Here is a 13,873-nt window from a genome sequence, read left to right as displayed (position 1 = left end):
GATATATATAGTTGTGAGATATATAGTTGTGAGATATATAATAAATTATCAGGGTCTAGTACCACCGCTCTTAGCCGGCTAAATTAATCTAGAAAATAATAACTTAATTTTTTAATTTTTAAATTGAATTCATACAAGCTTTTGCTATGTAAGCCCCCAAAATCATGCCGCTTTAGAGAACCGGAGCTTCCACTCCAAACCCTTCTTTTTTCATCCCCTTGAATTACAGGACACCCATAATTTTTTCCAGATTTTATAAATTAATCTCATCGTGAATGATAGAACCATGTTCGGTTATCCAAAGATTTGAAGAAAAGTCCCAAGCCATCCTTTGCGGGTCTCGAGACCCATAAGGATAAATGAGGCACCCAGGATAAGGATTGTCATTTAGAACACTTCCATCGTCTTTAATTCTTAAATTTTTTCAGCGAGACAATTAAGTACTGGGCTAATTTTTCTTCTTAGGCATCCCGGGTACTGATATACAAATTCCCATCAGAACCAAATTTAATTCCTCCGCCATCGTGTGGTTTTTAGCTTTAGCTCCTGGCATTTTCTCCAATAAGATTTTTAGATTTATTAACTGATCATTATTAACTAATCATTTATTAATTTATAACGGACTAGCTTAAGAATTATTTTTATGGCGATAGGTATAAATTATAATTATAATGTATACTAAAGATAAACTGAATAGTTTTCTTTAAAATTGGGATAAATAGCAATTCCCAGTATCTCCCCTTCCCCCCCACTGTATTAATTCGGGCAATGATTTTTGCTTCCGTCCTTTTTTGATTCAAGTCGATTAGGCCGGACAGTACCCTTCCTTTCTGTAACTAAGAACCGCCCATCCGGCAAGAACTCCATACCCCAAGGTACTTCGAGGCCGGTAGCTAGACTAGTATCGATACTTGAATTTGATTGGGTTGATTCTCCCTTTTTAAAGGACGCCACCAACCAAACACCATAGCAATGCCCGCCAACAACTAACTAACTAAAATAATTATCAGAATTTGAGACCTTTTCATAACTCCATTATAGAAGTATTCTCCAAAATCGTAAGTCCAGAACTTCACCAAAACTGCTGAAATCTTAATTTTATCGGGGAATGCCTGCTAAAAATTCGTTATACTAAGTATCCTGAAAATAAATAGAAGATCTCGCTTAGAAATGAAAAAAACAACCTTACTTATTATTGAAGACGAAGCGGCCATTCGGGACATGATTCGCTTTTCTCTTCTTACGGAATTCGAGTTAATCGATGCTGAAGATGTAATAAAAGCGAAAAAACAGCTCGAAAATCAACTGCCTGATCTTATTCTACTCGATTGGATGTTACCCGGAAAAAGTGGTATCGAATTTATCGAATGGATTAAAAAACAAGCTGATTTTCAAGACATTCCTATAATTATGCTCACTGCTAAAGCTGAAGAAGAGAACAAAGTTAAAGGATTGATGATGGGCGCTGATGATTATATTACAAAACCCTTTTCTCCTGATGAATTAATAGCAAGAATAAAAACAGTTCTACGTCGAGGACCTTTACTTTTTCCATCCCACCAAATTAAACATCAAAATATTGTCATCAATACCGCTAAGCACCAAATTACCATCAATAAAGAGCTTCTAGTCCTTTCACCTATCGAATATAAAATGCTTTATTTTTTTATGAAGCATCCTAATAAAACATATACTCGGGACCAGCTTATCACTTATATTTGGGGTGGAAATGTTTATTTAGATGACCGCACAGTCGATGTTCACATTCTTCGTCTTCGAAATAAACTAAAAAAACATGATTACCATCATCTGATTAAAACAATTAGAGGAACTGGATATCAGTTTGCAACTAATGATGCAGAAAAGTAATAAATTAAATTTAAAAACCTTACCTAAGGCAGTAAGAGAGCACATCAATCAATTAGAGCGAATTCGGCGTGATTTTGTCGCTAATGTCTCCCATGAACTCCGAACACCATTAACCGTTATTCGGGGTTATTTGGAAACTTTACTTAAGAAAAAAAACCAGAAATTAAACGCTATCAAAAAATTTTTAGTCAAATGTATCAATACAGCGCCCGGATGGAGGCGATCATTGATGATCTTTTGTTACTCTCCCGTCTTGAAAGCGATGACCATCCCCCCGAAGAAAAGGTTAACGTCTCCGTCTCTGAAATTTTAAAAATACTTTGCGCCGATGCCAAAAGAATCAGCGGAGAAAAACAACATAGAATTAAACTCGAAACAAATACCAATTTATACATCAGTGGATCAGAAGAAGAACTAAAAAGTCTGTTTTCAAATATCATCATTAACGCAGTGAAATATACGTCGGCAAAGGGCCGTATACACGTAAAATGGTATTCGGACCATGGTCATGCTGTATTTAGCGTGTCTGATACTGGCATCGGAATTGCTAAAGAACATATTCCACGCATCACCGAACGATTTTATCGTGTAGACAAAGCGCGCTCCCGCGAGAGCGGCGGAACGGGTCTCGGGTTAGCCATTGTCAAACATGTGCTCATGCGTCATCAAGGTGATTTACATATTGAAAGTGAGCCAGGCAAAGGAAGTACGTTCACTTGCCACTTTCCTCACTAGAAAAGAACGATTTTCTCGGCAGAAAAAAGTGGATTCCAATCTCCTTATGAACACAAAGTTGTCATCAAATCGTCATAATCAACTGCTATGGTTCTTGTTAGAATCGCAACATGAGGGCATGAATGAATATTCACAAGGCTAAGAGCCTCGCACTGAAATTAGATGAACAAAAACTTAACCGTCTTCATTGGCGGATGGTCGTCACCGCAGGGATAGGATTTTTTACAGATGCTTACGATTTATTTGTCATCGGAGTCGTTACTGCTTTACTAATGCCTTTATGGCATCTCACCACTAATCAAATTACTTTACTTAATGGTGCTTCCTTAGCTTCAGCAGCTTTCGGAGCTGTAATTTTTGGCTGGTTCGCTGACAAATGGGGGCGTAAGAAAATGTATGGCGTCGAAGTATTTATTTTATTTATTGGGGCATTACTTTCTGCTTTCTCGCTTTCTTTTACCTGGCTTTTAATCTCACGAATTTTAGTCGGTATTGGAATCGGTGGAGATTATCCCACTAGTGCTGTGGTAGCGAGCGAATACGCTAATCGAAAAACCGGGGCTTTTTAGTGCTACTCGTTTTTGCTATGCAAGCTGTTGGGTTAATTGTAGGGCCACTTTTCGCCTCTCTGCTAATGATTTGCCATATTCCTCATCCCTACATCTGGCGTATCTTACTGGCTTTTGGTGCACTCCCAGCGGCCTCTGTATTTTATTTACGAAGAAAAATAGCAGAAACTCCCCAATTTTTGCTTAGCAAGCAAACTCCCCTAGAAGTGAGTCGAATTATTAGTGATTTAGCAGGCCATACAAACGAAATTAGGGTTACCGCTGTTCCTATACCCGAAAAACTATTTTCCTCCAAATGGCTCAAATGCTTACTTGGAACAGCTGGTGCATGGTTTCTATTGGACGTGGCCCTCTATGGCAATGGCGTATCCTCTGTTCTCATCATGAATGCCATTAGTCCACATGCATCGCTTTTAAAGCACACTTTGTTATCAGCACTCATTTTTTTATGTTTCGCCGTTCCAGGATATTTTTTTGCAGCCACCTACGTGGATAAAATTGGAAGAAAATCCTTACAAATAATGGGTTTTGCGATCATGGCTTTGTGTTATTTTCTAATTGCAGGTATTCCCAGTATCCGACAGATTTTGCCTCTATTTATTGGACTATTTGGCATCAGCTTCTTTTTTATTAACTTCGGTCCTAACGCTACTACATTTTTAATTCCTTCAGAAATATACCCCACCCATATACGTGCTAGAGCCCATGGTCTCTCTGCTGCTATTGGCAAGGCTGGTGCTTTTATTGGGGCTTTCTTTTTACCCCTAATTTTAAAAAGTATGGGATTACCCTTCACCATGATTTTTGTGGCTATTGCCTCTTTGCTTGGTATTTTTGCTAGCTTTTTAGTACCTGAAATGAAAGGGATTTCCCTCGAAGCGAAATTTGCCCAAAATGCTTCTCGTGATTAATAAAGATTTTTCACTCGAATCAATTTCAGAGTTTCTGTAGGCAATTCACCGAAGCCACACTATAAAGCCAAACTAAAAATTATTGCACTGAAAAATGTAATTACTTCAAAATTCCACCCGAAAGATAAACTATTTTTACCGCCAAACAAGCCATAATAGGAAATAAAAGCAATTCCGATGATATATAAAAAAACTACCAAGATTGGCGATAGTGCAAATTAAATTGTGTTTAAAAAGTAAATATAAACCAAGCCAGATATAGTCTATTAAAATAGTAACCACCATTTTCGAAATAACTTTCCAGCCTAACTAGACTAATAAAAAATTAAATTATAAACATAAAAAGTAAAAAACTCAGTGTTTTAGCCATTGTCAGGCAAAATGGGCACGTCTGCTGAGACAGGGTTTTTTGCAAAACGATTAATGATAAGAGTCCTACTGCATAAGCAAATACTAATACAGATACCAAAACCTCATCATATTTTTCCATGTGGGAAACGGCAAAAATAAAAAGAGTCCAATGATAAAATTGACCATAATCATTCGATGAAAGAACACCAAAGCGATTTAATTTCATTAAAAATGAAGGTAAATAGTCATTTTTGTCTAAAGCTTAACTCATTCGTGCTATGGACGTTGTGTAAATTAACGCTGTTCCAAAGGGAGAAACAGCAGTATCCAAATAAAGCAATTTGGGAAGCCACACCATACCTAAAGCAATGAGAATTCCAGCAAAAAGACCCGCGTCAACTTGAAAATGTAAAGTAGGCCATCCTTGGTGGAAGGAACTAGGATTTAAAGCTCCAATAAAAGCAATTTACAATAACATATATAAAATAATACAAATAATTAGAGCATCGCTAATAACTCATGGAATTGAACACTATAGATTTTTTTCTTTTCCAGCGAGTTGGATAACAGGGGACCGTAGCCAATGAATGAAAAAATAACACCGGCCATTGGAAAAGCGGTTAAAATTCCTTTTATCCCCTGGGGAGAAAAATCAGTAGCCACAAAATTCTGAATATAAAAATCGGAGAGCAATAAAATTAGTTCAGTAAGGATTGGAACAGCTAATTTGGAACAGCTAATTTAGCAACTACAATAAATGCATTCGCTCGAGTTAAATAAACGCACGCTAGTAGTATTTATGACACTTAATATCAACAAGAGGACGGTTGCCATCCCTAATTCTGGCAAGGTCAAAACTGCTTTCCCTTCCCCTGAGTGCATTAACCAAGTTAAATAATTACTGGTATAATGCAATAATGCGAGCGTTTCAATTAGAGCTACCGTGATTGAAGAAACCTAAGCTATCCAAGCTATTCCAAGCCGACAAGCGGTCCGTGACTGAGTTGCAAATAACGCACTGTTCCACCAATAAAAGGGAAGCTACTTGCCAATTCTGCAAATGTTAGTGCAATGAGCATCATCAAACCGCCCTTAATTATCTATGCGAGAATTTCAGAAGAGCTGGCCAAACGTGCCGCGAAATAAAGGCGAAATAACTAATCTGAGCCCATCATCCCACCAGCCGCAAATAGTAAGGCAAAGGCGCCTACAGTACGTTTCATTATTACTATCCCTCTAACTCGAAAATTTCTTGAATTAGGTATTAGGTATATAAGTTATGTTAATGAAGATAATCTTACTACCCGCAGCAGCAAGAGTTTGGGTCGTAAGGCAAAAAATGAAGAGAGATAATTATTAACCATAACTTTAATTAATTCAAAATTGGGGCATATTTGTCAAGAAAAAATCAACCATTTCCATAGATTTCGATAATTAAGATATAAAGCAACGTGGCGCCGCGCCAACCACTACCATTCACATGACAAAGAAATTAACACCAGGAAATCATTATCGCCAACATAAGAGTAGTACCAAAACTTAAATTTATCAAGCATTTGATAAAAACCATAACGGCGCTGCAATAACTTCCATTAACGGAATAAAAAATAAAATTAATACCAAAATAGCTCAAGAAAGATAATAAAAGATAAACTAAACTTGTCGTTTAAGGGCTAGCGGAATGTCTTTTAAAATGGACTCACCACTGCTCTCTGGATCTTTTTCCGTTTCTAATTTTTCTATTTTTTCTGCTAGAAAACCATTAAAAGGAGCGCTAATAATATTTCCAACCAGGGTAAAAGTATAAACCACAATAATAAAAAATGAGATAGCAAATAAAATCCAGAGCAGCCAATTTAACCCATCGCAGCCATTGCGATAATAAATTTTTAATCCAATGCATGAATATAGAGAAAAAATGAATTCCCAACCATAAAGGAAAAGCAAATAAGAGCAGGTTAATTATAAAAGGGATAAGAACAAATCATCGAACTCCTCGGCGATTCAACATTTAAATACCTCGAAAAAAGAAATAAGTACCATTAATTTGATGCATGATCTATTCTAATCCAAAACTTGCGCTTTATCCAAATAGGTTATATTGAAACTCTAATCCTGAATAGCTCTTCTTACTAGCGATTAGAATTGATCTTTTAGCTAAAAAAGATAAAAAAACAATCTTTTTGCACAAAACAATAAGCAATGATAACAATAGGCAATGATAAGATGCAGGCATGGAATTTCTTAGTAACTACAGTTTATTTTTAGCTAAATTGCTCAGCATTGTGGGTGCTATTTTGATTATTCTTTTTGCCTTCTTAGGTATGCTTGCGTATGCGAAAGGAAAATGAAAAGGTAAGCTGGATGTTCGAAAGCTCAATGATAAATATGAAGAATACAACCGCATTTTTCCACATGCCATTAAAAGCAAACATGAGCTTAAATTGCAATTAAAATCACAAAAAAAGATCACGAGAGGATGAGGTTCTCGTGCGCCTTGAAAGTGGTGGCGGAATGGTTCACAGCTATGGGTTAGCTGCTTCCCAATTACAAATAATTAAAGAAGTTATAAATAATTAACTAGTAGCCATCGATAAAATGGCCGCAAGTGGCGGTTATTTAATGGGCTTATGTGGCTGATCAGATTATTGCTGCGCCTTTCGCAATCCTCGGTTCCATCGGCATTCTAGCGTAAATGCCTAATTTCTATTGCTACTTACAAAAAAAAGGCCATCGACTTTGAACAGATCACTGCTGGTGAATGATAAACGCACGCTTACGATTTTCGGTGAAAATACCTAAAAGGGACGAACTAAAATGCGGTAAAAAGTCGAAGAGATGAACACGCTTTTCAAAAAATTCATCAAGGAGCATCGCGAGGTCGTGGACATTGAACAGGTACCCACCGGCGAGCATTGGTGTGTGCTTCCCAAGCCATGGATTTACGACTGGTCGATGAACTAAAAACAAGAGACGATTACCTGTTAACAGCAAGCCAAACGTGCGACCTCTACGAAATCCGTTATAGAATTAAAGAATCCCCTTAGGCAAGCGACTTGCCCACGGGCTTAGGCCAGGCTTATTACCAATTCCTTAGACTCTAATGCCCCACAACACCATTAGCACGTTTTTTCCCTTTCCACGTATGGAAGAGATCCGATGAGACATCAGCAAATGTGGAAGTGTGAGCGATTAGCAAAATGGTGTAGAATATGGCACCATGCATCATAATCATCATCACTCTCACAGTTCACCCGCCACTTACCGGATCTTAATCCTGGTGATCTTCCTTATAGTGGGTTTTGCTCTGGTTGAAGCAGTTGGCGGTTATTTTGCTCATTCTTTAGCTCTCTTAGGCGATGCTGCCCATATGGCTTCTGATGCTGTTGCATTAGGAATTGCGGCCTTTGCTTCCTGGGTTGGATTGCGACCCCCTTCTCCCCGCCATAGCTATGGTTTTGGTCGAGCAGAAGTGATCACGGCTTGGGTTTCCAGCGTGCTAATGTTTATTATTTCCCTAACAGTTATTATTGAAGCTATCAAACGTATTCACTATCCTTCATCGGTCCAAAGTTTCTCTGTAATGATTATTGCCACGACCGGAATTCTCCTCAATCTTTTAATTGCTAAGCTTTTTTGGGCAGCGAAAAATCGTTAAATATTCGTGCTACTTTATTGCATGTGATCAGTGATCTCATTGGCACAGGAGCTGCACTCATTTCAGGTATCGTTATTTTCTTTACTCATTGGACCTTGATTGATCCCGTCCTCTCTATTTTCATTGGTGTTTTAATAATGGTTTCCAACGCTCGGCTATTGCGCGAATCTATGATGGTTCTCATGGAAGGCGTTCCTCACCATTTAAACATTTGTCAAGTGTCGCAAACTATTGGTCGATTTAATGGCGTAAAATCAGTACACGACATTCACATTTGGACACTTTCCTCTGGAATGACAGCACTTTCCGCTCACGTTAATATTAAAAACTTGACAGCTTGGGATGATCTTTTGCTAGGTTTAAAGGCCGTTTTAAAACAAAAATATCACATTAATCATGTTACCCTACAACCGGAAGTAGATATCGAAGATTGTGAACCTTGTTACAAACTCTAGATTTCTCTTAAAAAGAGAATGGTTAAAATGGCAAACAAAATTATTGACTGAGTGACAAGCTCTGTTAAAATTAACTAAACAATAGCCCTCAACTTGCTAGAGAACTTCTTAAAATGTTTGCCATGGAATTGTCCCAATTGCGTCACGCTATCAATGAAGCTAATAAAAGTGGAAGCAATTATACGGGCGTCCCGGATAAAAAATTTGTCCCAGCAACTGGAAGCTTTAAAAGTTAGACAATCGTAATTCTCTGCAAGTAACTTATTAGAAGCAGCTAAATTATGAAATTGATGGGGGTTCTCAATGCCATTCAAGAAGAGACTTATGACAACAACTACTAGTGAAAAAAAGAAGAATGTCAATTCTCAAGAAGTCGTCAAATTCTCTGAAATGGCTGAGGAATGGTGGAATCCAGAAGGCCACATGAAGCCTCTGTATTTAATTAACCCTATACGAGTAAAATATATTCAACAGCATGTAGTTTTAAATGATAAACAAATCCTAGATGTAGCTGCGGAGGAGGACTGTTAAGCGAAGCTTTGGCCAAACACCGTGCCCAAGTTACCGCCATTGATATGAGCGATGCTTTAATAAGCATCGCTAAGAACCATGCCCAGCAACAGCAATTAAATATCGATTACCGATGTCAAGACGTAGAAATTTTAGCAAATAATACCAGCGAACGCTTTGATATTGTGACCTGCATGGAATTACTGGAGCATATTCCTGATCCTGCGCGGATGGTAAAAACCTGTGCGCTGCTTACGAAATCCGGCGGTAAACTTTTTTTCTCAACCATTAACCGCAATCTTAAAGCTTATCTTTTTACCATTGTCGGCGCAGAATATCTTTTAAATTGGTTACCCAAAGGCACTCACGACTACGCTCAATTCATTCGCCCTTCGGAATTAATTCGATGGACGGAGAGTGTTCAATTGCATTTAGTGGACATGAGTGGCCTCAATTACCGTCCTTTTAAAAATGAATTTGATTTAAGCACTGATGTGTCAGTCAATTATCTCGCCTGCTTTTCAAAAAATTATGTTTAGAAACTCACTATCGGCTATTTTTTTGATCTGGATGGAACTCTGTTAGATACGGCACCCGATTTAGTAGATGCTTTAAACCAATTGCTAATTAAATATGGCGAGTCCCCTCTTACTTTAGAAATCATTCGTCCCACTATAGCGCTAGGAACGACAGGTATTTTAAGTAATGGTTTTCAGATCGATGCCACTCATCCTTCTTTCTCAGAACTACGAAAAGAATTTTTAACGACTTATCATCATTGCATGATGAACAAAACTACTTACTTTGATGGGATGTCAGAAGTATTGGATTATTTAGACCATCATCACATTACATGGGGCATTGTCACAAATAAACCTGGCTGGTTAGCGAAACCTTTACTAGATCATTTCCAGCTAGCTCATCGATACTGTTGTCTCGTATCAGGGGATCAATTAACAAAACGCAAACCCGATCCTGAACCTTTACTCTATGCTTGTAAAACTGCAAATGTTCTTCCCCAGAAAGCTTTGTACGTTGGTGATGCTCAAGGAGATGTTCAGGCCGCCAAAGCAGCCGGTATGATGGCGATGGTTGCTCTTTATGGCTACCTTCCTGCAGATAGTCAACCCCTATGTTGGGAAGGGGATGTTTTAATTAATTCTCCACATCAATTGATTGATTGGATTAAAACGTTATAATTGTCCCTAATAAAATTAACTAAACCATCTCTTCCGCTAAAGAAAAGTCGCTTCTATTGGATCATTGCTTTTATTGCTGGGTTCGCTGGCATTCTCTTCGGTTATGATACAGGCGTCATTTCTGGAGCAATTTTATTTATTAACGCCCAATTTCATCTTTCTCCTCAAATGAACGGCTTTAATAAACAGGGCTTTGTGGTAAGTGCTGTTTTAATTGGGGCATTCACTGGTTCCCTTGTTAGTGGTCGGTTAGCTGACTACATCGGTCAAAAACGTTATTAATAATCGACTAATAATCGACGCTTTGATTTTTATTATTGGTACGGCTTTTCCCAGTATGGCTACTTCGATTGGCTAGCTGGTAACTAACTGGTCGTATTATTGTGGGTCAATATAGGAATTTCATTAGGAATTTCATTAGGAATTTCCTCGTATATTGCGCCATTATATATTTCGGAAATCTCTCCGCCTTATGGCCGGGGAGCTTTAGTTTCACTCAACCAATTAGCCATTACGATCGGTATTTTCTTTCCTATGTGGTAGATTACTACTTTGCTCCTCATTCCGCTTGGTGCTCCATGTTCGCAGCCGGAATTATTCCCGCTGCATTATTGCTTAATTGGAATGTTAGGACTTCCGTACAGCCCTCGGTGGATATCATCCCAAGGTAGAGATGAAAAAGCACTATGGATTTGCAAAAACTCCGTAGAGAATTGAAACAAATTAGAACTACTTTGCAACAGAAAAAAGGCAGTTGGAAGGCTTTGTTTTCAAAAATAATTCAGCCTACTTTAATTGTCGGAGCAGGGCTTGCTATATTCCAACAAGTCACAGGTATCAATACCAATACTATTCTTTACTACGCTCCTAGCATAATTTAAAACAGATTTTCATGCTGCGGAAACTGCCATTCTTGCAACGATGGGGATTGGAGCGGTGAATGTTTTGTTCACCATAATTAGTCTTCCTTTAATCGATTGGCTAGGGCGAGCGTCTACTTTTAATTTATCGGTGTTAGTTCGATGTCCATTAGCTTGCTTGTCTTAAGTTGGGCTTTTGAAGCCCATGGGCACCAAAATTATTTCCGCTGGATCGCCTTTGGAAGTTTATTAATCTATATAGCAGAATTTACCATCAGCCTTAGCCTCATTATGTGGTTAATGTTATCCAAAATTTTTCTGCTTATAGAGTCCATGGTTAGGTTCCAACATTGCACAGGCATCAACTGGGCCTCTAATTGGCTGGTTACCATTACGTTTTTAACTTTAATTCAATATTTGTCCCCCAGTGGCACCTTTTTAATCTTTTTTTTAATCTTTTTTATTATCAGTATTATCGCTTTATCGCTTTATTGTTTATTCACCATGGGTACCCGAAACGAAAGCAACCCACATTAGAGCAAATTGAAGAAAATCTTTATTCGGGAAAACCAATGCGCTACGTAGGAAAATAATTATGTTTTCCTGAACGGACGGACTCTCTCTAAGGCCACTAAAGAAAATAAATGGATCCTATAAAAAATTACTTATCCTTACCTCTGGCGACTATGCACAGGGTATGATAGCGATTCGAGCCGTGGTACGGAATTGGGGGCCGCGCTACACTATGAAATGGAAGTTTTTGGTGCTCAAATGGGTTTTACAGAACTGTTCAAACAACAAATTGTTTCATTAAATTCTTGACCAGTAGTTAATTGTATTCAACGAGGTGGCACTATTTTTCGAACAGGCTATTTTTTTAAGGATTTTCATTCTAAGAATATTCGCCATAAAGTTCGCTAATAAAGCACGTGAATATTTAGAAAATTAAAAATCGATGAAATGGTAATTCTAGGCGGCAATGGAAATTTTGCAGGAGCCTCAAAACTCTACCACGAAGGCGGATCTAAAATGATTGGCATTCTATGCACAATCGACAATGATATTCAAGGTACAGACTAAGGCCGCAAACTATTGAGTTGGATTTGATACAGCTTGTAATACAGCACTAGAGACTATCGACGAAATTTGAGATACCGCATTTAGTCTGGAGCGAATTTTTTTTAATTGAACTTATGGGCCGGCCGTGCGTCACGCTTCACGTTAATGTCAACATTGCGGGCGGTTCTGAAATTATTGTTATTTCTGAGTTTCCTATTGAAGTTAATACGTTGGCACAAAAAATTAAGAACCAGCAAGGAAAAAATCAGCATCTATTTGTCGTTGCTGAAGCACACGCACCTAGTCATAGTTTTAAGGTCATAGTTTTAAGCTCGCTGAACGAATTAAGGAAAAAACTAATATCGATTATCGAGTTTGTATCTTAGGCCATACCCAGTGTAGCGGAACTCCCACTTTCAAAGATCGCCTTGTTGCTTCCCTCAATTGAGGATTTAAGGGAAGGACTTACCGAAAAAATGTAGCTTACAAAAATGGTGAAGTAATCCCCCTACTATTCCCTGGTCCTGACAATAGTACACGATATTTTACAAATAAAGTATTGCTAAATATGAATGACATTATCTACGAAGTATAGATCTACTTCATGAAATTATGTCAAACTCTTTGTAACAATTTCATAAACATCTGTTGATAATCGTGGAGCTTCTGCAATCCGATTGAGTTCTTCTTTCATTAATCCTTGACGCTTTTCATCCATGATCTGCCAACAGGATAGTGGTTGTAATACTCGTGCAGCCACCTGTGGATTCATTGGATCAATTTTAAGTACCTGATCGGCAATTAAACGATAACCCTCTCCACTCTTATCGTGGAAACAAACAACATTCATACCAAAGGTCACTAATAACGCACACACATTATTGGGGTTTTTGATATCGAAAGCAGGGTGCTGAATTAATTTTTTCACAGTTTCTACAGTTGACGGTAATTGTGACGATGCTTGTAACGCCATCCATTTATTAATTATTAGAGGCTGATTCTTCCATTGTTGATAGAATTCATCTAATGCGCGCTGGCGTTCTTCACATTCGTGATTAATTAAGGCAAACAAAGCACCCACAATATCTGTCATATTATCGCTATTTTTAAACTGTTGGTAAGCCAATACGTATTGATCTCCTCCATTTTCAGTTAAATAGTCCAAACAACGATTTTTCAAGGCACGTTTACCAACATCTGCCCAACTATATTCGTAGACAGGTAGTTGATGATTTTCATAGGTTGTTGTTAACTCTGATATCAAGGCTGCTGACAATTCTCTTTTTACAAATTGACGAATGGGGTGCAATGCTTCGATATCTATATTTTTCATAAACTGCATTAAATAAGCTTCCGTAGGCAAAAGCAGGAGGGTAGCTTCGTATCCATGATCTCTATGCGGTCCTTGAATAATTTTTCGGAAGCTTTCTATAAATCGATTGTCAAGTTTTAATGATTTTTGTTGTTGATAATCTGCAACTAAATTGAATATCAACCGCTTCGCAAACACTTGGCCTGCTTCCCAGCGACCAAAAGGATCACTGTCACATTGAAAGAGACATAAGAGTTCCTCATCACCATAGAGATAATTTAAGCGCACTGGAGCCGAAAAATTCCGTAGAAGCGACAGTGCCGGTTTGTGTTTCACATTGATAAATCTAAATATTTCCTCTAGTTTTTTAATCTCTAAAATACGC

The 13,873-nt window shown here is 38.0% G+C and carries 15 protein-coding genes and 4 pseudogenes; 15 read left to right on the top strand and 4 right to left on the bottom strand.

The genetic code is table 11. From position 1 onward, the window contains the following. Window positions 1-253 precede the first annotated feature (253 nt). Together B1F79_RS06925 and B1F79_RS06920 are read right to left on the bottom strand one after the other, a co-directional pair. Window positions 254-412, bottom strand: a complete 159-nt coding sequence (locus tag B1F79_RS06925; RefSeq protein ID WP_372443130.1) for a PQQ-dependent sugar dehydrogenase — start codon at window positions 410-412, stop codon at window positions 254-256. Between the two features lie 344 nt (window positions 413-756). After that, window positions 757-909: a PQQ-dependent sugar dehydrogenase gene (locus B1F79_RS06920; RefSeq protein WP_372443129.1), complete on the bottom strand. Its 153-nt coding sequence runs from the start codon at window positions 907-909 to the stop codon at window positions 757-759. Window positions 910-1,170: 261 nt separating this feature from the next. On the opposite strand from B1F79_RS06920, the gene B1F79_RS03400 reads away from it, so the two are divergent. From B1F79_RS03400 to B1F79_RS03390, 3 genes and pseudogenes are all read left to right on the top strand, one after another. Beyond that, the gene (locus B1F79_RS03400) at window positions 1,171-1,869 is read left to right on the top strand and encodes a response regulator (protein ID WP_251365999.1); all 699 of its coding nucleotides are present in this window, start codon (window positions 1,171-1,173) and stop codon (window positions 1,867-1,869) included. After that, window positions 1,853-2,604 (top strand): annotated as a pseudogene (gene phoR / locus B1F79_RS03395) (phosphate regulon sensor histidine kinase PhoR). The gene B1F79_RS03400 and the pseudogene phoR overlap by 17 nt, the downstream one beginning before the upstream one ends. A 122-nt stretch (window positions 2,605-2,726) precedes the next feature. After that, window positions 2,727-4,084, top strand: a pseudogene (locus B1F79_RS03390) (MFS transporter). A 2,004-nt stretch (window positions 4,085-6,088) separates the two neighbouring features. On the opposite strand, the gene B1F79_RS03385 reads toward B1F79_RS03390, so the two are convergent. Beyond that, on the bottom strand, window positions 6,089-6,382 hold the full coding sequence (locus tag B1F79_RS03385; RefSeq protein WP_251365998.1) for an EI24 domain-containing protein: 294 nt from the start codon (window positions 6,380-6,382) through the stop codon (window positions 6,089-6,091). A 543-nt stretch (window positions 6,383-6,925) separates the two neighbouring features. Here B1F79_RS03385 and B1F79_RS06915 point away from each other — a divergent pair. The 12 genes and pseudogenes from B1F79_RS06915 to B1F79_RS03345 all read left to right on the top strand — a co-directional run bounded on the left by B1F79_RS06915 (window position 6,926) and on the right by B1F79_RS03345 (window position 12,562). Continuing rightward, entirely contained in the window at window positions 6,926-7,015 is a 90-nt protein-coding gene (locus B1F79_RS06915; RefSeq protein WP_372443128.1) for a hypothetical protein, read from the top strand. 338 nt (window positions 7,016-7,353) lie between these two features. Next, a complete protein-coding gene (locus B1F79_RS06370) occupies window positions 7,354-7,482 on the top strand; it encodes a hypothetical protein (RefSeq protein WP_285896385.1) in 129 nt (42 codons plus the stop codon). Window positions 7,483-7,655: 173 nt separating this feature from the next. Beyond that, the gene (locus tag B1F79_RS03380; protein WP_251365997.1) at window positions 7,656-8,093 is read left to right on the top strand and encodes a cation diffusion facilitator family transporter; all 438 of its coding nucleotides are present in this window, start codon (window positions 7,656-7,658) and stop codon (window positions 8,091-8,093) included. Then, on the top strand, window positions 8,072-8,548 hold the full coding sequence (locus B1F79_RS03375) for a cation diffusion facilitator family transporter (protein ID WP_251365996.1): 477 nt from the start codon (window positions 8,072-8,074) through the stop codon (window positions 8,546-8,548). The genes B1F79_RS03380 and B1F79_RS03375 overlap by 22 nt, the downstream gene beginning before the upstream one ends. 113 nt (window positions 8,549-8,661) lie before the next feature. Continuing rightward, window positions 8,662-8,784 (top strand): hypothetical protein, encoded by a 123-nt coding sequence (locus tag B1F79_RS06365; RefSeq protein WP_285896384.1) that lies wholly within the window; start codon window positions 8,662-8,664, stop codon window positions 8,782-8,784. A gap of 88 nt (window positions 8,785-8,872) precedes the next feature. Next, window positions 8,873-9,597 (top strand): annotated as a pseudogene (gene ubiG / locus B1F79_RS03370) (bifunctional 2-polyprenyl-6-hydroxyphenol methylase/3-demethylubiquinol 3-O-methyltransferase UbiG). A gap of 9 nt (window positions 9,598-9,606) precedes the next feature. Next, the gene (locus B1F79_RS03365; RefSeq protein WP_251366000.1) at window positions 9,607-10,257 is read left to right on the top strand and encodes an HAD family hydrolase; all 651 of its coding nucleotides are present in this window, start codon (window positions 9,607-9,609) and stop codon (window positions 10,255-10,257) included. Beyond that, a pseudogene (locus B1F79_RS03360) lies at window positions 10,258-10,800 on the top strand (MFS transporter). 170 nt (window positions 10,801-10,970) lie between these two features. Then, entirely contained in the window at window positions 10,971-11,138 is a 168-nt protein-coding gene (locus B1F79_RS03355; protein WP_251365995.1) for an MFS transporter, read from the top strand. A gap of 40 nt (window positions 11,139-11,178) precedes the next feature. Continuing rightward, window positions 11,179-11,304, top strand: coding sequence for a hypothetical protein (locus B1F79_RS06910; RefSeq protein WP_372443127.1), 126 nt, complete (start codon window positions 11,179-11,181; stop codon window positions 11,302-11,304). Window positions 11,305-12,077: 773 nt separating this feature from the next. Then, the gene (locus tag B1F79_RS03350) at window positions 12,078-12,197 is read left to right on the top strand and encodes a 6-phosphofructokinase (RefSeq protein ID WP_251365994.1); all 120 of its coding nucleotides are present in this window, start codon (window positions 12,078-12,080) and stop codon (window positions 12,195-12,197) included. Window positions 12,198-12,310: 113 nt separating this feature from the next. Then, entirely contained in the window at window positions 12,311-12,562 is a 252-nt protein-coding gene (locus tag B1F79_RS03345) for a 6-phosphofructokinase (protein WP_251365993.1), read from the top strand. Between the two features lie 224 nt (window positions 12,563-12,786). On the opposite strand, the gene B1F79_RS03340 is transcribed toward B1F79_RS03345, so the two are convergent. After that, window positions 12,787-13,873: DUF3458 domain-containing protein (locus B1F79_RS03340; RefSeq protein ID WP_251365992.1), on the bottom strand; the 1,087-nt coding region annotated here is incomplete at its 5' end.

The organism is Coxiella-like endosymbiont of Rhipicephalus sanguineus, from assembly GCF_018687865.1.
This window is presented reverse-complemented; position numbering and strand designations above follow the sequence as displayed.

Bases quoted from the DNA above. Each gene is read 5' to 3' on its own strand.
- B1F79_RS03345 (WP_251365993.1), top strand. From the start codon at position 12,311: ATGGGCCGGCCGTGCGTCACGCTTCACGTTAATGTCAACATTGCGGGC.
- B1F79_RS03350 (WP_251365994.1), top strand. From the start codon at position 12,078: ATGGTAATTCTAGGCGGCAATGGAAATTTTGCAGGAGCCTCAAAACTC.
- B1F79_RS03400 (WP_251365999.1), top strand. From the start codon at position 1,171: ATGAAAAAAACAACCTTACTTATTATTGAAGACGAAGCGGCCATTCGG.
- B1F79_RS06910 (WP_372443127.1), top strand. From the start codon at position 11,179: ATGGGGATTGGAGCGGTGAATGTTTTGTTCACCATAATTAGTCTTCCT.
- B1F79_RS03380 (WP_251365997.1), top strand. From the start codon at position 7,656: ATGCATCATAATCATCATCACTCTCACAGTTCACCCGCCACTTACCGG.
- B1F79_RS06365 (WP_285896384.1), top strand. From the start codon at position 8,662: ATGTTTGCCATGGAATTGTCCCAATTGCGTCACGCTATCAATGAAGCT.